The following is a 17,353-nucleotide window of genomic DNA, read 5'->3' as shown; positions in this document are numbered from 1 at the left end:
GAAAGTGGAAATCAACCTTCCGATGCCGGCCGCGATGCAAAAGCGCTGGTCGAACGGCCGATTCATCAGCGAGCGCGTCAAGCAGCAGGTGCTGGTGATGGCGTACGGATTCCGCCGCAATCGGACGCTGGACAGGTCGGGCAAGGAATATCTGGTCGACGTGCTCGCGGAAATCCCGAGCGGCTATCGGTCGTTCGTACGCCGCGACCAGTGGGTGACGGACAAGCTCGCATGGGTCGAAGCGCTGATCGCACTGAGCATCAACGCCGCGGCGTTCGCGCCGTTCTTCGCCAGCGGCGACCGCGAGTGGCGCGCGGAGGTGGCAGCGTGAAGCCGATCCGATTGCAGGTTCTGATGCCGACGATCGGCGTGTACAGCATCAAGGGGCGTTCGGCCATTGGCAACGTCGAGAAACTGACTGAAACGATGGTGATTTCGCTACGTCGCATGGAATTCGAAGGCGTTTCGACCTTACCTGCGCGGCGAGGGGCGGCTGATCGATGGCGAATACGTATGGTGCTGCGCCCACGTGGAAGACAACAAGAAGTCGCTGGCTCCGTTTATGGCCAGCGGTGATCGTGAATGGAAGACGGAGGCAGCATGAGCGCACACGCATACATCCAGTATTCCGACATCCCGGATGCCCTGATCGCATCGAGCCGACAGTGGGTAGAGGGGCCACTTCGCGTAAAGCTGATTTCGCTGACTGGCTGCCCGATCACGGGGCAAATCGATGTGACCAGCGGTGGTCGGGTGCAGGTTGAGTTCGCGTGGCCGCGCTTGAAGGATCTGCGTCACGCGCTGGACGACTGGTTCACGGAACAGGGCATCCACTTCACGGTGGTTATGTGATGCAGGCGCGCGTGAAAGGCGGTGCTCTAGCGAAACTTGCCGGTCAGTGGGCGAACGAACCGGCTTTTCTCGAATGGCTCAGCGCCATCGGTCAGCCAGCGCGCAGCCCCGATGACGCGGCTGCGTTCATGCGCCGCGCCGCCGGCGTCGACAGTCGCGCGCAGCTCGATCACGACGCAGCGGCGCGGGCCCGGTTCAACCGCCGCGTGCGTGCGCCCTATGCGAAGTACCGCGCATCGGCGGGGTGCGTATGAGGCGCGGCGATTTCCGCGATCCGGCGATCGTGCTCGAAGAGAAGCAAAGTCGCACGTGCCTCGGCTGTGAGCAAATCGATAAGCAGACCTGGTGCGGCAGTTCGAAGTTCGTGTGTTTGATCGGCGCCCAGAAATCGTCGCGAGACGTCTACGAAATGCAGCGCTGTAAAAAATTCATCGAAAAAGGGAGTTCTCTCATGGGTGTGAAGGATCAGGTGGTAACGGCGACGCAATCGAGCAACCTGCGCTGGGACGCTGACTTTGTTCGGGCCGTGGATCGCCTGACCGCGCTTGGCATGTCTGACCCGCTTGGGTCCGCACTCTGGCGCGCGAAGTATTGCCGCGATGCATCGGCCGGGCGCCGCGCGGTCCTGCTCCTCGCAAAAAAGGTGGAGGCGCGCATCCGTGTCGAGCGGTCCTATGCAGAAAAGCTCTCTATTGCAGCGTTCAAAGAGTGGATGCTGGACGCGTGTGATAAGTGCGGAGGCGGTGGCACGATCACCGAAGGGGCGCACGTATCTACATGCACGAAGTGCGAGGGCAGCCGCGTGAAGCGATACAGCGATTCTGAACGGGCGCTTGCCGCGGGGTTGCCGGTTGAGGTGTGGCAGAAGCACGTTAAAAATTTCGATCAGGCGCTTGAGTGCATGAACGCAGCGGCTGCTGCAACCGGCGGCCGCGTTCGCGCGTTGTTGCAGGATCACTGATGGCCGCGAGCTACCAGCTCTTCCGCGTGGGCCAAATTTGGCACTACCGGTTCCAGATCGATGGGACGCGCGTGCAGCGCAGCACGCGCGAATCGGTGAAATATCGGGCAGATGAGATTGCCGCTCGTGCTTATGACCACGCCAAGCTGTGGGCGCGCGGTCAAGAGCCCGTCCCGACGCTGCGCGAATTGTTCATTCAGTGGATCGCGGCGCATGAGCCCATTGTGAGTGGTGCTCATATCAAGTCGATCAGCACTGTTGGGCGGCTTCACTTATATGGGCTCGGCGACGTCTCTATCGCGAGCCTTACCACCGGCATGGTCGAATGTGCTCGCCTTGAGCATCTCGAAACGCATTCTCGCGCGAGTGTGAATCACTGGCTTAAGTCGATCCAACTCGTATGCAACTGGGCGGTTCGACGAGGCGTGATCCCGCGCGTTCCGTGGCAGGTTAAGACGCTGAAGGTGCAGAAGCGCCCGCGTGCAATTCTTCCAGTAAGCGCCGCGGCTGCGTGGCTAGGCGCACTGGATGACATAGCCGGACGGCATATCGGCGTTCGAATAGCCGTCCGGCTCATGTTGGGTGCCGGATTGCGAGAGTCGGAGACGAGGACTGCACGGTGGGAGTGGATGGATTGGGAGCGTCGTACGTACACCCCTGGCATCACCAAGGGGCGCGAGGCCGATCCCGTTCCTTTGCCTCCATGGCTGATCGAATATCTCTCTCCTTTGCGTCGCACCGAAGGCCTGATGGTCGTGTCGCCGAGCGGCCGCGCATGCGGTGCTGGATTTACGCGAAACCAGATCCACGCGACAAACGCCCGTTGTGGAACGCCGGGCCTCACGCCCCATCGATTGCGCGGCACGTTCGCCACTCAGCTGAGCGAGCAGGGCGTGCCAATCCAGACCATCAAGCGGGTCATGCGCCACAAGGACGTGCGCACGACGATGTTCTATCTGGAGGCGAATCTCGGCGCAGTCGCAGATGCTCAGGTTCGACTTGGCGAGAAGATGGGGTTAGGCGAAAACGCAACACAAATTGAGCGGCGAAAAAGTGGCGAAGCAAGCCGCTAGACCCGCATAAATACGGGCTTCGCAAAAAATAGTGAGTCATCTGCGACGGGAATATGCGGTCGAACGCAGAAAATTATTTCGATGCATCGCGTTCCAATAGTTGCGCCCGCGCGCGCCCGCGCATACAATCCGCTCTGAGTCGTCGGCAATGCTGAGCATTGCAGATGTGGTGCGTAGACAACGAGCCACATGACGGTAGCGTCCTGGACGACGCCCCACATCTACCTTGATGGATGTGCACGTCCAAAGAAGCCTGCAACGCGAAAGCGAAGCGGGCTTTTTGCATTTCTGAGTCCTGAGCGAAGCGGCAGACTGCCGGTGAGACTGGCTAAGCGCGCCCACGCGGCGAACGAGTTGGCCGTTTCGCTCAGGGTGTTGCCTTTGTTCCTGCGATCTCGGAACTATCGCGCGGTCCATGTAGCGAGCGCAGATTGTTCCGGAAAATCAGGAATAACGCAGTCCTAAACGTGTCTCCTCCTCGCGCCTGAGAGTCGCGAGTTTGGCCGCCCGCGCGGCCTTTTCTTTTTTCGGCGATGGCCAAGCAGACCGCGATCGACGTCTCGATGGATCTGAGGGCGCTCACGAAGTCGCTTAAGCGGCTGGAGCGCGAGCAGCTGCCATTCGCCATTTCGCAGACGCTGACTGCTGTTGCGAAAATCGCGCAGGCCGAAGAGAAGCGTGCGATGCCGGAGGTTTTTGACCGCCCGACGCCGTTCACGGTGAATTCGGTAGCGGTAAAGGGCGCGCGCAAGAGCAATCTTGAGGCGCTCGTCTTCATCAAGGACATTGCGGCTGCATACCTTGAGCCCTACGAGTTCGGCGGCAATCACAAATTGATCGGACGTGGCCGCACATGGCTGAATCCGAAAGATCGTGCGCTGCTCAATCAGTACGGCAACTTCAGCAAGGGCGCGCTTCAGCGCATGGGGTCGCGGCCGGACGTGTTCGTGGGCAGCGTCAAAACGAAGAGCGGGCAGTCGATTGGTGGTATCTGGCAACGGCCAGAGAATACGAAAGTCGTCAAGCGCGCGGGCAAGCGCGGCGTCGCGCTGCGTGGTGTGAATACTTCGTCCCATCTAAAACTGCTCGTTCGTTTCGGCGACGCAATGCCGGTGCGCCGTCATCTTGAGTTTGGTGACAGGGCGCTTGAGGTCGTCGACGAGCACTTCGCCGCCGAGTTCGATAAGGCGATGGCTCGGGCCATCTCTACCGCGAAATTGTGAGGACTCTCGCCGCGCACTCTGTTGGTGCGAAATCCTCACGATTTACCACAATATGGGATGGGTCCCTCCCCGCCCTCTCGACATCGCGGGCACTGCGCGCGCGCGATCTTCGTCTAGGTACAAATTTTTCAAATTCGGGTAACACCAACGGGCAATGAATCAGAGCGAGTTCGCGGCACTTCACAACGTCAGCCGGAAAACGGTCACGAAGTGGAAAGAGCGCGGCTGGCTTGTGTTTGCCGACGACGAACTGGATGTCGACGCGTCGAACGAGCTACTGAAACGATACCGACGTGACGGGACGCCGGCTGTTACCCAGCCTGTTACCCAGGCGTCGACGGGTAACAAGCGGAAGACCGTTACCCAAGCGGCCAGCGAGGTAACGCTCGGCGAGCGCGAGAGTGCCGCTGACGCCGCGGATCGCATCCTGTCTGGCAACGTACAGCTTCTCGATTTCGACGAAGCGCGCTGTTTCAAAGAGAACTACCTCGGGCTGAAGGCTCAGCTCGAATACGACCGCGATTCCGGTCTGGTGATCGACGTCGCCGAAGTGGCGAAAGCCGTCGGCACCGAATACGCCAAAGTCCGAACCCGCCTGCTGTCAATTCCCGCGGAACAGGCGCCGCGTCTCCATCGGTGCAAGACGCCTGCCGAATTGCAGGACATGTTGCAGGAGGTCATCACAGAAGCGCTCGAAGAACTTACTCGCGATGGAGCAGGCAACCCTAAATAGCACCCGGCGGTACGCGCGCGGCTATGCGGCGTTGCGCGCGGGCCTCGTGGCGGCGCTTCGTCAGAACCTGACGCCGCCGCCGAAGCTGACGCTGAGTGAATGGGCGGAGCGCTATGCGGTGCTCTCGCGTGAGACGAGCGCGCAAACTGGACGTTTTCGCGCGTTCGGGTATCAGAAGGGGATGCTCGATGCTGTGACTGACCCTAGCGTCGAGAAGATCAGCGTCATGAAGTCGGCGCGCGTCGGCTATACGAAGCTGATGGATCATGCGGTTGGATTCTTCATCCACCAGGATCCGTCGCCGATTCTCGTCGTGCAGCCGCGCGTCGAGGACGCGGAGAGCTATTCGAAGACGGAAATCGCGCCGATGCTGCGCGACACTCCCGTTCTCGCCGCGATAGCGGGCGATCAGAAGGCGAAAAACAGCGATCAGACGATCCTCGCGAAGACGTTCCGCAATGGTTCGAGTCTGACGCTCGTCGGCGCGAATAGCCCGGCGGGCTTTCGGCGCATTACGTCGCGTGTCGTGATGTTCGACGAGGTCGATGCATATCCGGTCGACGGTGCGGGCAATGAAGGTGACCAGATCGCGCTCGGTACGAAGCGCTCGGAGACCTTCTGGAATCGCAAAATTGTCCTCGGCTCGACGCCGACGGTGAAGGGTTACAGCCGGATCGAGAAGAGTTTCAGCGAGAGCGATCAGCGCTACTTTTTCGTGGCGTGCCCGCATTGCGGTGAGCATCAGGTGCTTGAGTGGGGTGGCCCTGATACACCTCATGGCATGAAGTGGGACAAGGACGAGCACGGTAGCGGCATTCCGGAAAGCGTCTACTATGTCTGCCGGCACAACGGATGCATCATCCATGAGGCCGACAAGGCCGACATGGTGACAAACGGCGAGTGGCGCGCAACGAAGCCATTCAAGGGGCACGCCGGCTTTCATATCTGGGCCGGGTACAGCCTTTTCCCGAATGCGTGCTGGTCGAATCTCGTAGCCGAATGGTTGCGCGTGAAGGACGATCCGCTCGCGCGTCAAACGTTCATCAATCTTGTGCTCGGCGAGCCGTACGAGGATCGTGGCGATCGCGCGCTGAGCGAGGTTCGCCTTGCGGCGCGCACCGAAGTTTGGGCGGCAGATGTCCCCAATGGTGTCGGGGTCGTCACCGTCGGAGGTGACGTCCAGGACGACCGTGTCGAACTGGAAACGATTGGGTGGGGCCGCAACGAGGAAAGCTGGTCGATCGACCATGCAGTGATTGAGGGTGATCCCGAAAGCGTCGAACTGTGGGCGCGCGTCGATGCGTATCTCAAGCGCATCTGGCGCCGCGGCGACGGACGCGGTTTCGAGGTGATGGCGGCGTGCATCGACTCTGGCGGACATCACACGCAGAAAGTGTACGAGTTCGCGAAGGCGCGCCTCGGCCGCCGAATTTGGGCGATCAAGGGTGAGTCGGCGCGTGGCGGCGCTCGTTCGCCGGTTTGGCCTACGAAGCGTCCCTCGTCGCGCACGAAGGCAGCGTTCAGACCGGTGATCATCGGCGTGAACGCCGCCAAAGATGTGATCCGTGATCGCCTTCGGCGCGATCCGATCGAGGTAGATGGCGTCGAGGTCTATCCAGCCGGGTACATGCATTTCCCGAGTGATCGCGACATCAACTACTTCGCGCAGCTGATTGCTGAACGATCCGTCACAAAGATTGCGAACGGCCAGAAGTTCCGGGTGTGGGAGCTTCCGCCGGGCCGCGCCAATGAGGCGCTTGACATTCGTGTCTACGGATACGCGGCGCTTTGCGGCTTGATGCATATGGGCCTGAAGCTGAACAAGCGCGTCGATGCCGTGGAAGCCGATCCGAATCAGCTCATTGAGGCGCCGACGCCGGAGCCGACGGTCAGCGAACTCAACGTCATCGCGGCGCCGTCCCGGCCCGCGCGGCCTGATGGCCCCACCATCAAGCAGGACGCACCCGTCAGGAAAACGCGATTGCGGCGCCTAGCCGGATGACCCATGGAGATTTGAATTGCCGTGCTTCGATCCGAACAGCAGTTTGCTGGCCGGAATGGATCAGACCGCCTTGCGGGCTTCGCTCGCTCAGGCGCAGCAGATCTATATCCAGCTCACGACCGGCGCGCAGGCCGAATCGCTCTCTTACACGCAGGGCGACGGCACGCGCTCCGTGACGTACACGCGCGCGAACCTCGCGCAGCTTGCGGCGGCTATTCAGCTGATGCAGGCGCAACTTGGGATCGTTCGCTCTCCCCGTAAAGCACTCCGACTGACATTCACACGGCGATGACGAATCCGAACGTACAAATCCTTGGCGCTGACGGCAAACCGATGCCCCCGGCGCGCAGGGGGCGTGCGCTCGGTATGAACGGCTCATACAACGGTTACAGCAGCCACTCCGCATATGACGCGGCCGACATGCGCGGCCAGCACATGCGCGACTGGAATCCTGTGCTCTGGTCGCCTGACGGCGAGCTGAATCCGTACCGCGATCGCATCGTGTCGCGTGTGCGCGACCTGGTGCGTAACGACGGCTGGGCGTCGGCTGCGATCACGCGCACGCTCGACAACGTCATCGGCGCGGATTTTCGGCCGGTCTGCAAGCCGGATCATCGTGCGCTCGCGATCCAGACCGGTCTGTCGACATTCGATCATCGGTGGGCGGACGAATTCGGCCGCGCGCTCGAGGCCGCATGGCGCACATGGTCTGAAGACCCTGCGCGCTTTTGCGACGCACAGCGAAAGCTGACGGTCTCGCAGATGTTCCACGTCGCGTTCCGTCACAAGCTGATCGACGGCGACGCGCTTGGCATCCTGCAATGGCTGCCTGAGCGGCTTGCGAAGGGTGCGCGCTATGCGACAGTCCTTCAGTTGATCGACCCTGACCGTCTGTCGAACCCGCAGCAGAATTTTGACCAGCAGACGATGCGCGGCGGTGTCGAGGTTGACGAGTACGGTGCCGCGATCGCCTATCACATTCGAAAGGCGCATCAGGGAGATTGGTTCAGCGGCAACAAGCAGGTTTCGTGGGAGCGCATTGCCGCGGAGACAGAGTGGGGGCGCCCGATAGTCGTGCACGATTACGACTTCGATCGCGCGAGCCAGCACCGCGGGGGCGCCGGCATTCTGACGCCGGTGCTCGAGCGCCTGAAGATGCTGATCAAGTACGACGGCACCGAGCTGGATGCGGCGATCATCAACGCGATCTTCGGCGCGTACGTCACGAGCCCCTTTGACAAGCAGCTTGTCGGCGAGGCGCTCGGCGATGGAGAGGACGAGGCGCACGAAGCCATGAACGGCTATCAAGACGCGCGCGCCGACTTTCACGACAAGAACCAGTTGCGTCTCGGCGGCGCGCGACTTCCGATCCTGTTTCCGGGTGAGGACATCAAAACCGTCGCGGCAGCGCGCCCTGCAGGAAATTTCGCGGAATTCGAAAACGCGATGTTGCGTCACGTTGCTGCCGGGACTGGTATGTCGGCGCAGCAGATTTCGCAGAACTGGGCCGACGTCAACTACAGCTCGTACCGCGCAGCCGCGCTCGAGGCGTGGAAGACGTTTGATCGCCGCCGCAAAAACTTCGGACGTGGCTTCGGCCAGCCGATTTTGTGTGCGCTCGCTGAAGAAGCGATGGAGCTCGGCGAATTGCCACTTCCGGCCGGCGCGCCTGAATTCATGGCGGCGCGCGCGGCATATACGCGCGCGTGGTGGATGGGGCCGGGCCGCGGCTACGTGGATCCGTTGAAAGAGCGGCAGGGCGCCGCTCTCGGTATCGAGTCCGGTTTTTCGACGCTCGAAGAGGAGTCAGCGGAGCTATCGGGTACGGATTGGCGCGACAACGTCGATCAGCGTGCGATCGAGGTCGAGTACTACGCGAATCGCGGCGTGCCGCTTCCGTCGACGCTGAAAGGCGCCGGCGCGGACGTGGCGACTGAAGAGCCGAAGGCGCAATGACATGGAGAGGTTATGCACGGCCGATTCGCTTTTCTGAGTCAGCGGATGTTCAACACGCCGCTGGCGATCAAGCAGGACAAGGCCGAAGTCATCATGGCGTCGCTCGCAGAGCGTCTCGGCATTGCGCAGTTGACGCGACTCGATGGGACGAACATCAAGCCGATGGCATTCGGTGCGTGGGATGAGGAATACGTCGAGGACACGCGCGCGGGCCGCGTCGTTGATCCTGGTTACGACATGATTCCCGACACCGGTATAGCGATGATCAGCGTGCAGGGCACGCTTGTTCAGAAGCTTGGCACGCTGCGGCCGTATTCCGGAATGACGGGCTACGACGGCTTGCGACAGAGCATTCTCACCGCACACGCTGATCCGGCTGTCGAGGCGATCGTGTTCGACATCGATTCGCCGGGCGGTGAGGTCGCAGGGTGCTTTGACCTGGTCGACATGGTCTACGGTCTGCGTGGCGACAAGCCGATGTGGTCGATCCTGACCGAGTCGGCTTACTCCGCCGCGTACGCATTCGCGAGCGCGACGGACCGGATCATCGTGCCGCGTACCGGCGGCGTCGGCTCGATCGGCGTGATCACAATGCATGTCGACTGGTCAAAGGCCATCAGCGCGTCGGGCGTCGCTGTGACGTTCATCACCTACGGTGATCGCAAGGCCGATTTTCACCCCGAGATTCCGCTTTCGCCCGAAGCCTTGGCGTCGGCGCAGGCGGACATCGACACGATGGGCGAACTGTTCGTGAATACGGTCGCCCGCAATCGGAATATCGCGGCGGACGTCGTGCGCGATACGCAGGCCGCCTGTTTCATGGGCGAAAACGGCGTGAGCCTTGGCCTGGCAGACGCAGTAATGTCGCCCGACGCGGCGTTCATGGCCTTGCTGAACGAGCTGGCCTAACCACCTGTGAGAGGAAACTCATGGCATTGAAGAAGACCCTTGCGGGTGTGGCGCCGTTCGCCAGCCTGCTGAGCAAGGCGCGCGGCGCGAAGGCCGAAGAAAACGAGCGCGACCAGCGCGAAGGCGAGTCCGACGACGAATACGCCAAGCGCATGGAAGAACTCGACGAGAAGGAAAAGGCCGAGCAGGAAGAGCGCGACAAGGAAGCGGCACGCGCGCGCGGCGAAGGCAACGACGTCGACGGCGACGATGCAGACGCAGAAGACGACGGCGACGACGAAACGGACGACGCGAAAAAGGCCGCGCGCGCCGCCGAGCGCACCCGCTGCGCGCGCATCATCGCGCATGGCATCGCCCTCGGTCAACCCGAGCAAGCCGCCACGCTCGCATTCGACAGCAAGGTGTCGTCGGCGGTCGCGGCGCAGGTGCTCCAGGCAGGAAAGATGGCGGTCGCTCCGGCCGCTGCGCCGCGCGCGAGTCGCCCGACGCTGGACGAGCGCATGGCGCACGCGCGCCCGATGAACCCCGGCAACGGCGCGCCGGCTGCGGCCGCACCGACGATGGCTGAGCAGATCCTCATGGCTGGCAAGATTCGCCGCGGCGAAGCATAACGGCCCCACACAAACGGAGAACCACAGATGAGCCTGTCTGTTACCCAGGTGGGGCAGAACCCCGCAGTGCCGTCGATCACGGCGCAAACCTTCATCCCCGATCAACTGATCGCCGGCCCGAAGCAGATCGTCACGCGCAACGTGACGATCATTGGCGGCCCGTACGTTCGCGGTACGGTGCTCGGCCAGATCACCGCATCCGGGAAGTTCACGATCGCGCTCTCCGCGTCGACCGACGGCAGCCAGACGCCCACGGCAATCCTCGCGGACAACGCCGACGGCAGCGCGGCAGACGTCATCGCTGGCGCATTTCTGGAAGGCGAGTTCAACATCAACGCGGTCACGGTCGGTACGGGCATCACCACGGCGGCCGCGCAGGCCGCGCTGCGGCCGCTCGGTATCCATCTCAAGTCCTCGGTCATCGCAGCAGACCCGACCTAACGAAAACCGAACCGATGTGAAAAGCCCCGCCTTTGAGCGGGGCTTTTTCATTTGGGCCACAACTCGGAGAGTGCAATGCCCGGTAACCTGATTTACGACACCAACACGCTGATTGGCGTCGTGCAAAACCTGAAGATGGCGCAGAGCTTCCTGCTCGACAAGTTCTTCCGCAACATGGTCACGGCCACGTCGGAATTCGTGTCGATCGACGTCGACGTCGGCAAGCGCCGTATGTCGCCGTTCTGCTCGCCGCTCGTCGAAGGCAAGATGGTGGAAAGCCGTCGCTACCAGACGAACACGTTCAAGCCGCCGTACATCAAGGACAAGCGCGCGCCGGATCTGCGCAAGCCCGTCCGTCGCATGATCGGCGAGCGCATCGGCGGCGACTTCTCGCCCGAACTGCGCGAGCAGATGAACCTCGAATTCGAGCTGAACGACCAGATCGACATGCTCACGCGGCGCCTCGAATGGATGGCGGCGCAGGTGCTGCTGACCGGCACGCTGACCGTGACGGGTGAGGGCTTCCCGACGACCGTCATCGACTTCGGCCGCGACGGCTCTCTCACGATCGCCCTGACCGGCGGCGCGCAATGGACGGCGACGAACATCACGGCCGGCACCGCGTCGCCGACCACGAACATCGAGTCGTGGCAGCAAGCGATCCTGAAGTCCTCGGGTGCGAACGTGACCGACATCGTCTTCACCCCGAAGGCGTGGAACGGCTTCAAGCTCGATCCGGTCCTCAAGGGTGCTCAGTTCTACCCGGCGCTGGCATCGTTCGGCAACGCGATCGATCTGGGCGCGCGCAACGAGCGCGGCGGTGTGCACAAGGGGCGCTGGGGTCAATTCGATCTGTGGCTCTACAACGACTGGTGCGTCGACGACAACAACGTCGAGCAGCCGATGTTGCCGGACGGCTCGCTGATCATGTGCGGCCCGGATCTCGACGGCACGCGCGCGTTCGGCATGATCGAAGACCCCCAGTTCAACTACGCTTCGCTGCCGTTCGCGCCGAAGACGTGGCTGAAAGAAGACCCGGCGCAGCGTTTCCTCATGATGCAGTCGGCCCCCGTCATCATCCCGAGCCGCGTGAATGCAGCGCTGGCCGCAACCGTAGCGTGAGGTGATTGATGGCGACCACCGAAAAACTCGTCGAAGCAATCGTCGCGCGCGGCCGCACCATTCACGACCAGCAGAAGGCCGGTGAGGATCCGATCATCAAGAAGGCCGGCGAGAAGGTCAAGCTGCCCGAATCCGAGGTCGCGCGCCTGCGCGGCCTCGGTTTCCTCGTGCCCGAACAGGTCGAGGAAGTGAGCGCCGAGGGCGTGCAGATCAGCGGCGGCCAGTCGAGCGTTACGCGCGTGGAGTGATTGATGGATTGGGACGACATGGTCGATGCCCGGATCCTGACGCCGCTCCAGAAGACCTTCGGCACGGCGATCACATATATCCCGGCGTCGGGCGCGTCGTTCCCGATCTCGGGCATCTACGACAAGGCGTTCTTCGGCGTTGACCCGACTAACGGCGAAACGGTCGTGACGAATCAGCCTACGGTTGGTGTGCAACTGTCGCAGTTCGACGGTTACGCGGAACCGCTTCAGGGTGACCAGCTCACGATCGTGAAAACCGGCGAAACGTGGGAGGTGCGTGAAGTGCATCCCAACGGGCACGGCGCGGCGCGCCTGATGCTCAACACCCCAGGGCAAACCGATGTCTGATCCGACCGCTCGCGCGAGCTATCGCGCCGCGCTCCTCGCTGTGCTGACCACGGTGCCTGGCGTCAATCTCTATTCGCCGGGTGACTGGAACCTCGCGGCTCCGAAGCTCCCCGCGCTGAAGTTGCGCTACGGACGCGAGGAGAAGGCATCGAAGGGACCAAACGGACAGACGGCGTTCGACACCATCAGCGCATTCGAGATGCGCGTCGAGGTTTCGGCTAAATCTGGTCCGTTGGCTCTCCTCGCGCTCGAGGCGATTCAGGCCGACATCGAAGCGGCGATTTTCAAGAGCGTTGCGCTCCGGAACCTGACTCAGGATTTCGTATTCATGCGCACTGAAACGGACGTCAGCTCTGAAGGCGAAGCGCATGTGGGTGTGATGGCGATCTCGCTGGGCGTGCAGATGTTCGAGACGTTCTATCCAGACGTTACAGCGCAACTGACTGAAATCGACCTGACTGCGGACCTGATCAATGTCTACGACCCGACTGGAACGTACGACAACCCACCTTTCCCGGATGCCGTGACACCTGCACCGCGCACCGAAGGGCCTGACGGGCGCGCCGAAGGGTTCGTCAAGGCGACATTCACCTAAAGGAGTGACGATGATCGTCAAACCTGCACCGGGCCTCAAAGTGCGGCATCCGGTCACGAAGCAATTTCTGCCGCAAGAGGGCATCACGGTGCCGGACGGCGACATTTTCTGGACGCGCGCGGAGAACGTCGGCGACGTCGTTATCGAGCGCGGGACGGCCATCGTCACGCCCACCGAAGGAGGTGATGAGCAATGACGATTCCGTTCAAGAATATCCCGCAGAACATCCGCACGCCGCTGTTCTATGCGGAAATCGACAATTCGCATGCGAACACGGCGACGGCGACCCAGCGCGCGCTGCTCATCGGGCCGATGACGTCGGGTTCGGGCGCGGCAAACGTGCCGCAGATCTCGGCGGGCACCGGTGACGCGCAGACGCAATATGGCGCGAACTCGATTCTGTCGCTGATGACGCAGGCGTATCGCGATAACGATACGTTCGGCGAGGTGTGGTGTCTGCCGCTCGCGGACGCTGCTGGCGCGGTCGCGGCGATTGGTTCCATCGCCTTCACGTCGCCGCCGACCGCAAACGGCACCATCGCGCTCTATATCGCCGACCAGCTCGTCTCGGTGGGCGTCACCGCGGGCATGACAACCGCGCAAGTGGCGGCAGCCGTCCTCGCGGCGATGGCTCTGATTCCCACGCTCCCGGTTACGGGCGCCGTGACCACGAGCACGCTGGCGCTGACCGCGGCGAATAAGGGCCTCGTCGGCAACGACATCGACATCCGCTTCAATAAGCAAGGTTCGGCCGGCGGCGAAGTGACGCCGACAGGCCTCGCCTATACCGTGACTGCGATGTCGGGCGGAACGACGAATCCTGCGCTCACCACGGCGCTGGGCAATCTGCTCGACATGCCGTTCGACTTCATCGCGTGTGCATTCACGGACACTACGTCGCTGGACGCCATCAAGACGTTCCTGAACGACCAGACCGGCCGCTGGAGCTACCTGCAGCAGGTGTTCGGTCACGCGTTCTATGCATATCGTGCGACGTGGGCCGGGCTCACGACGTTCGGTACGGCTCGTAACAATCAGCATGAATCGGTGATGGGGTTCTACGACTCGCCGACGCCCCCGTGGCAATGGGCAGCGGCCGTCGCGGCCGTCACGGCGGTGAGCGTGCGCGCCGACCCCGGCGTTCCGATGCAGACCGTTGCATTGACGAACGTGTCAGCGCCCCCGCTGCAATCGCGATTCAACCTCAGCCAGCGCAACACGCTGCTGTACGACGGCATCTCCACTTTCACCGTGGCGGACGACGGTACGGTCGCGATCGAAAACCTGATCACGACGTACCAGACGAACGCGTCGGGGCAGCCGGATAACAGCTATCTCGAAATCGAGACGATGTTCCTGCTTACGTACGTGCTGCGCCGCCTGCGCACCATGGTCACGACGAAGTACGCGCGCGTGAAGCTCGCCGCCGACGGCACGCGTTTCGCGCCGGGCTCGAACATCGTCACGCCGAAGATCATCAAGGCCGACCAGATCGCCGAGTATCAGGCGATGGAATACGAGGGCTACGTCCAGGGCAGCGACCTGTTCGCGCAGGCCATTGTCGTCGAGCAGAACGCGTCGAATCCGAATCGGGTCGATGTGCTCTGGCCCGGCACGCTGATCAACCAGCTTCGTATCTTCGCTCTGCTCGCGCAGTTCCGTCTGTCGACCACGCAGAGCTGATCGGCTCGTCAACACATAGCGCGCCGCCCTGAACCGGGCGGCGTTGTCATTTCTGGAGAGCCAATATGGCAAACAACACGGGCCTCATTGCAGGTACCGCGTACCTCACGGCAGACGGCGTCAACTACCAGCTGGAGGGCGAGCTGAAGTACGACGTTGGCACCGTGACGCGTGAATCGAAGGCCGGGCAGGACACCGTGCATGGTTTCAGCGAAATGCCCAAGGCGCCGTACATCAGCGCATCCATCCGCGACTCGGGTGGCTTGAGCCTCGCCGCATTCAATGCAATGCGCAGTGTGACGCTCGTACTCGAGCTGGCGAACGGCAAGACGGTGATCGGCCGGAACATGTGGACCGTCGAAGCGCAGGAAGTCGACACCGTCGAAGCGAAATTCACGTGCCGATGGGAAGGACTGCAAGGCGCGGTCACGGAGCAGTAAGCGATGATCGAAACGAAGACGATCGAGCTGCGTAAGCCGCTCACGTACGGCAAGGAAGACGCGCCGACAACGGTTTCCCAGATCACGCTCCGCGAACCGCTCGCGGGCGACTACGAGAAGGCAGAGCAGGCGTCCGGCGTCTACGGGACGTCGATCGCGCTGATCGCGCTGTTGAGCGGTGTCCCGGTCGATGTGATCGACCAGATGTATGGGAGCCAGATCGACGAGGCGGAGGATTTCATCGCCTCGTTTGGCCACGCCGCGGCGCGCAATCCGAGTCCGAGCGCAGACGAAACCGTCATCCAGCTGGCGAAGCCGGTCAAGCTCACGAGCGAGGAGAGCGCGCTGAACATCGCGACGCTGTCGCTGTGCGAGCCGACGAACCAGCAGAAGCGCAAGGCCGCAGCGGCTGGTGGGCCGTTCGCGAGCAGCATCGCCATGATCAGCCTCATCGGCAAGGTCCCGAAAAGCACCGTGCGTGCGCTGTGCGCGCGCGACTTTCTGGAAGCCGTCGCGTACCTCAACGGTTTTCAGGTTCGGCGATCACCGGACTCGGACGACTGATCGCCGCGCAGAACTCGTTTCCAGACTGGTGGGAAGACCGTCTCACCGAGTTGGCGCACGTGATGGGCTGGACGCCTGACGTGGTCGAGAACATGACCGAGACAGAGACGGTGCGAAGGCTTGATGGCGCGCGCCGGCTCGTGAAACTAATTGGAGCAACGAGATGAACATTGGCGGCGGTGCCGGCGCGGTTCTCAGCACGACGTCGGGCATTGCAAATCTCGCGAGCTCGCTGGCGTCTCGTCTCGGTGGTACGGCGCAGTCGTACTTCGATCAACTGCGACCGGCAAGTTTCCGTGGCGTGTCGTTCGTCTCCCTGGGTGGCGAGTCATCGTTCGGTCGGCGCAAGCAGCTTCACGAGTATCCGCAGCGCGATGTGCCGTGGGTCGAAGATCTCGGGCGCGGCACGCGGCGGATTCGCCTGTACGCTTTCGTCATCGGTGATGACGTGATCGCACAGCGCGACACGATGATCGCGGCGTGCGAAACGTCTGGCGGCGGGGACCTCATTCATCCGTCGCTTGGCAAGCGTACCGTCAGTCTGATGGATTTCCGTAGCATCGAGCGATGGGACGCCGGGCGCTACTTCGAGTTTCAGTTCGAGTTCATCGAGGGCGGTCCGCGCACGTACCCCAGCGCGGCGGCCGCGACGGCGCAGGGGGTGACTAACGCGAGCACCGTTCTGAACGTCGCGGCGGCGGCCAGTTTTGCGAAACAGGCGCTCGGTGCGATCGAATACGGCGCGGCAATCGTCGGCATTGTCGTGAGCGCATCGTTGGGCTGGTACACCTACGCGAAGAACATCGTCGGTGACGCACGCAATCTGTTTCAGCTTCTGTTCAATCTGCCAGGCGATTTCGGCAGATTTGGCGGGAGCGCAACGGTTCCGACGTTCAGTCAGTCTCCCAGTTCGTCGGTGAGTTCCAGCGCGACAACGGAATCGTTGATCGAGGCGGCGACTGCCGCGCGTGCAGCAGTCGACACGGCATCCGCTACGTTGGCGGCCGCGGCCGCAAATCTCGGATCCACGACGGTTGACGCCTACACGGCTGCCGTGCAGGGCGTCGTGACCGCAGTTCTGGGCGCGACGAATGATCCTGACGACTCCATTCGTCTTCTGACGACGCTTTCTGGATACGCGCCGTCGACGCAGACGACGTCGTCAACGATCGGCACGGCGATGGGCGATATGCAGGTCGCTTGCGGCGATCTGTTTAGGCGCACGACGATCGCCTCTATCGCATCGGCATCGTCGACGTATCAGCCGACGTCAAGCGACGATGCAACGCGCGTGCGCGATCTTTTGACCGATCTGATTGACGCCGAGATGACCGTCGCCGGCGACGAGGGCGATGACGAGACGTATGAGGCCCTCTCGGCGCTCCGAGAGGCCGTCGTCGCCGATCTGAATCAACGCGGCGCGGGACTGCCCGCGATCAAGACGTTCAGTTTTGCTGCGCCGATGAACGCGCTCGCTCTCGCCACGCGGCTATATCGCGATCCGACGCGCGCGGACGAGTTGATCGCTCAAGCAAATCCTGCACACCCAGCTTTCATGCCGACGTCATTCAAGGCACTGGCTGATTGAATAC

23 protein-coding genes are annotated in these 17,353 nt (G+C 62.3%); all 23 read left to right on the top strand.

All coding sequences use genetic code 11. The features are described from left to right. The first annotated feature begins 4 nt into the window (after positions 1 to 4). The 23 genes from G5S35_RS17675 (at position 5) to G5S35_RS17565 (ending at position 17,349) form a co-directional block, all read left to right on the top strand. Complete coding sequence (locus G5S35_RS17675; RefSeq protein ID WP_183039314.1) at positions 5 to 331, top strand: hypothetical protein; 327 nt, start codon at positions 5 to 7, stop codon at positions 329 to 331. Next, positions 328 to 576 carry a hypothetical protein gene (locus G5S35_RS17670; RefSeq protein WP_183039313.1) on the top strand — a complete coding sequence of 83 codons (249 nt, stop codon included), beginning with the start codon at positions 328 to 330 and terminating at the stop codon, positions 574 to 576. The genes G5S35_RS17675 and G5S35_RS17670 overlap by 4 nt, the downstream gene beginning before the upstream one ends. A gap of 24 nt (positions 577 to 600) precedes the next feature. Continuing rightward, positions 601 to 852 (top strand): phage portal protein, encoded by a 252-nt coding sequence (locus G5S35_RS17665; RefSeq protein WP_183039312.1) that lies wholly within the window; start codon positions 601 to 603, stop codon positions 850 to 852. Next, entirely contained in the window at positions 852 to 1,106 is a 255-nt protein-coding gene (locus tag G5S35_RS17660; RefSeq protein WP_183039311.1) for a hypothetical protein, read from the top strand. Before G5S35_RS17665 ends, G5S35_RS17660 begins: the two co-directional genes overlap by 1 nt. Then, on the top strand, positions 1,103 to 1,813 hold the full coding sequence (locus tag G5S35_RS17655; protein ID WP_183039310.1) for a hypothetical protein: 711 nt from the start codon (positions 1,103 to 1,105) through the stop codon (positions 1,811 to 1,813). The genes G5S35_RS17660 and G5S35_RS17655 overlap by 4 nt, the downstream gene beginning before the upstream one ends. Beyond that, complete coding sequence (locus G5S35_RS17650) at positions 1,813 to 2,886, top strand: tyrosine-type recombinase/integrase (RefSeq protein ID WP_183039309.1); 1,074 nt, start codon at positions 1,813 to 1,815, stop codon at positions 2,884 to 2,886. The genes G5S35_RS17655 and G5S35_RS17650 overlap by 1 nt, the downstream gene beginning before the upstream one ends. 533 nt (positions 2,887 to 3,419) lie before the next feature. Continuing rightward, the gene (locus G5S35_RS17645) at positions 3,420 to 4,109 is read left to right on the top strand and encodes a hypothetical protein (RefSeq protein ID WP_183039308.1); all 690 of its coding nucleotides are present in this window, start codon (positions 3,420 to 3,422) and stop codon (positions 4,107 to 4,109) included. Positions 4,110 to 4,263: 154 nt separating this feature from the next. Continuing rightward, positions 4,264 to 4,842 carry a hypothetical protein gene (locus G5S35_RS17640; RefSeq protein ID WP_183039307.1) on the top strand — a complete coding sequence of 193 codons (579 nt, stop codon included), beginning with the start codon at positions 4,264 to 4,266 and terminating at the stop codon, positions 4,840 to 4,842. After that, positions 4,820 to 6,844, top strand: a complete 2,025-nt coding sequence (locus G5S35_RS17635; protein ID WP_237181435.1) for a phage terminase large subunit family protein — start codon at positions 4,820 to 4,822, stop codon at positions 6,842 to 6,844. Before G5S35_RS17640 ends, G5S35_RS17635 begins: the two co-directional genes overlap by 23 nt. Before the next feature lie 55 nt (positions 6,845 to 6,899). Further along, positions 6,900 to 7,136 (top strand): gpW family head-tail joining protein, encoded by a 237-nt coding sequence (gpW, locus tag G5S35_RS17630; RefSeq protein WP_183039306.1) that lies wholly within the window; start codon positions 6,900 to 6,902, stop codon positions 7,134 to 7,136. Then, positions 7,133 to 8,800 (top strand): phage portal protein, encoded by a 1,668-nt coding sequence (locus G5S35_RS17625; RefSeq protein WP_183039305.1) that lies wholly within the window; start codon positions 7,133 to 7,135, stop codon positions 8,798 to 8,800. Before gpW ends, G5S35_RS17625 begins: the two co-directional genes overlap by 4 nt. A 45-nt stretch (positions 8,801 to 8,845) precedes the next feature. Continuing rightward, the gene (locus G5S35_RS17620) at positions 8,846 to 9,709 is read left to right on the top strand and encodes a S49 family peptidase (RefSeq protein ID WP_237181434.1); all 864 of its coding nucleotides are present in this window, start codon (positions 8,846 to 8,848) and stop codon (positions 9,707 to 9,709) included. A gap of 20 nt (positions 9,710 to 9,729) precedes the next feature. After that, positions 9,730 to 10,320 (top strand): hypothetical protein, encoded by a 591-nt coding sequence (locus tag G5S35_RS17615; RefSeq protein WP_183039303.1) that lies wholly within the window; start codon positions 9,730 to 9,732, stop codon positions 10,318 to 10,320. 27 nt (positions 10,321 to 10,347) lie between these two features. Further along, positions 10,348 to 10,761, top strand: a complete 414-nt coding sequence (locus G5S35_RS17610; RefSeq protein ID WP_183039302.1) for a head decoration protein — start codon at positions 10,348 to 10,350, stop codon at positions 10,759 to 10,761. Between the two features lie 75 nt (positions 10,762 to 10,836). After that, positions 10,837 to 11,883: a major capsid protein gene (locus tag G5S35_RS17605; RefSeq protein WP_183039301.1), complete on the top strand. Its 1,047-nt coding sequence runs from the start codon at positions 10,837 to 10,839 to the stop codon at positions 11,881 to 11,883. An 8-nt stretch (positions 11,884 to 11,891) separates the two neighbouring features. Then, on the top strand, positions 11,892 to 12,131 hold the full coding sequence (locus tag G5S35_RS17600) for a hypothetical protein (RefSeq protein ID WP_183039300.1): 240 nt from the start codon (positions 11,892 to 11,894) through the stop codon (positions 12,129 to 12,131). A gap of 3 nt (positions 12,132 to 12,134) precedes the next feature. Further along, positions 12,135 to 12,479, top strand: a complete 345-nt coding sequence (locus G5S35_RS17595) for a head-tail joining protein (protein ID WP_183039299.1) — start codon at positions 12,135 to 12,137, stop codon at positions 12,477 to 12,479. Further along, positions 12,472 to 13,074, top strand: a complete 603-nt coding sequence (locus tag G5S35_RS17590; RefSeq protein ID WP_183039298.1) for a hypothetical protein — start codon at positions 12,472 to 12,474, stop codon at positions 13,072 to 13,074. The genes G5S35_RS17595 and G5S35_RS17590 overlap by 8 nt, the downstream gene beginning before the upstream one ends. Positions 13,075 to 13,084: 10 nt before the next feature. Then, positions 13,085 to 13,270 carry a DUF2635 domain-containing protein gene (locus tag G5S35_RS17585; protein WP_183039297.1) on the top strand — a complete coding sequence of 62 codons (186 nt, stop codon included), beginning with the start codon at positions 13,085 to 13,087 and terminating at the stop codon, positions 13,268 to 13,270. After that, the gene (locus G5S35_RS17580) at positions 13,267 to 14,757 is read left to right on the top strand and encodes a phage tail sheath subtilisin-like domain-containing protein (protein WP_183039296.1); all 1,491 of its coding nucleotides are present in this window, start codon (positions 13,267 to 13,269) and stop codon (positions 14,755 to 14,757) included. The genes G5S35_RS17585 and G5S35_RS17580 overlap by 4 nt, the downstream gene beginning before the upstream one ends. A 65-nt stretch (positions 14,758 to 14,822) precedes the next feature. Continuing rightward, positions 14,823 to 15,197: a phage tail tube protein gene (locus G5S35_RS17575; RefSeq protein ID WP_183039295.1), complete on the top strand. Its 375-nt coding sequence runs from the start codon at positions 14,823 to 14,825 to the stop codon at positions 15,195 to 15,197. 3 nt (positions 15,198 to 15,200) lie between these two features. Further along, positions 15,201 to 15,761: a phage tail assembly protein gene (locus G5S35_RS17570; protein WP_183039294.1), complete on the top strand. Its 561-nt coding sequence runs from the start codon at positions 15,201 to 15,203 to the stop codon at positions 15,759 to 15,761. 163 nt (positions 15,762 to 15,924) lie between these two features. Continuing rightward, positions 15,925 to 17,349 (top strand): DNA circularization protein, encoded by a 1,425-nt coding sequence (locus tag G5S35_RS17565; RefSeq protein ID WP_183039293.1) that lies wholly within the window; start codon positions 15,925 to 15,927, stop codon positions 17,347 to 17,349. Positions 17,350 to 17,353 lie beyond the last annotated feature (4 nt).

Source organism: Paraburkholderia tropica (assembly GCF_014171495.1).
GTDB lineage: Bacteria > Pseudomonadota > Gammaproteobacteria > Burkholderiales > Burkholderiaceae > Paraburkholderia > Paraburkholderia tropica.
Note: the sequence above shows the minus strand (reverse complement) of the source record. Positions and strands in the feature narration are given on the sequence as shown.

Coding starts and splice junctions, on each gene's coding strand:
- G5S35_RS17575 (WP_183039295.1), top strand. CDS start 14,823: ATGGCAAACAACACGGGCCTCATTGCAGGTACCGCGTACCTCACGGCA.
- G5S35_RS17665 (WP_183039312.1), top strand. CDS start 601: ATGAGCGCACACGCATACATCCAGTATTCCGACATCCCGGATGCCCTG.
- G5S35_RS17585 (WP_183039297.1), top strand. CDS start 13,085: ATGATCGTCAAACCTGCACCGGGCCTCAAAGTGCGGCATCCGGTCACG.
- G5S35_RS17565 (WP_183039293.1), top strand. CDS start 15,925: ATGAACATTGGCGGCGGTGCCGGCGCGGTTCTCAGCACGACGTCGGGC.
- G5S35_RS17660 (WP_183039311.1), top strand. CDS start 852: ATGCAGGCGCGCGTGAAAGGCGGTGCTCTAGCGAAACTTGCCGGTCAG.
- G5S35_RS17655 (WP_183039310.1), top strand. CDS start 1,103: ATGAGGCGCGGCGATTTCCGCGATCCGGCGATCGTGCTCGAAGAGAAG.
- gpW (WP_183039306.1), top strand. CDS start 6,900: ATGGATCAGACCGCCTTGCGGGCTTCGCTCGCTCAGGCGCAGCAGATC.
- G5S35_RS17590 (WP_183039298.1), top strand. CDS start 12,472: ATGTCTGATCCGACCGCTCGCGCGAGCTATCGCGCCGCGCTCCTCGCT.
- G5S35_RS17605 (WP_183039301.1), top strand. CDS start 10,837: ATGCCCGGTAACCTGATTTACGACACCAACACGCTGATTGGCGTCGTG.
- G5S35_RS17580 (WP_183039296.1), top strand. CDS start 13,267: ATGACGATTCCGTTCAAGAATATCCCGCAGAACATCCGCACGCCGCTG.
- G5S35_RS17620 (WP_237181434.1), top strand. CDS start 8,846: ATGTTCAACACGCCGCTGGCGATCAAGCAGGACAAGGCCGAAGTCATC.
- G5S35_RS17600 (WP_183039300.1), top strand. CDS start 11,892: ATGGCGACCACCGAAAAACTCGTCGAAGCAATCGTCGCGCGCGGCCGC.
- G5S35_RS17610 (WP_183039302.1), top strand. CDS start 10,348: ATGAGCCTGTCTGTTACCCAGGTGGGGCAGAACCCCGCAGTGCCGTCG.
- G5S35_RS17640 (WP_183039307.1), top strand. CDS start 4,264: ATGAATCAGAGCGAGTTCGCGGCACTTCACAACGTCAGCCGGAAAACG.
- G5S35_RS17595 (WP_183039299.1), top strand. CDS start 12,135: ATGGATTGGGACGACATGGTCGATGCCCGGATCCTGACGCCGCTCCAG.
- G5S35_RS17615 (WP_183039303.1), top strand. CDS start 9,730: ATGGCATTGAAGAAGACCCTTGCGGGTGTGGCGCCGTTCGCCAGCCTG.
- G5S35_RS17645 (WP_183039308.1), top strand. CDS start 3,420: ATGGCCAAGCAGACCGCGATCGACGTCTCGATGGATCTGAGGGCGCTC.
- G5S35_RS17650 (WP_183039309.1), top strand. CDS start 1,813: ATGGCCGCGAGCTACCAGCTCTTCCGCGTGGGCCAAATTTGGCACTAC.
- G5S35_RS17635 (WP_237181435.1), top strand. CDS start 4,820: ATGGAGCAGGCAACCCTAAATAGCACCCGGCGGTACGCGCGCGGCTAT.
- G5S35_RS17570 (WP_183039294.1), top strand. CDS start 15,201: ATGATCGAAACGAAGACGATCGAGCTGCGTAAGCCGCTCACGTACGGC.
- G5S35_RS17625 (WP_183039305.1), top strand. CDS start 7,133: ATGACGAATCCGAACGTACAAATCCTTGGCGCTGACGGCAAACCGATG.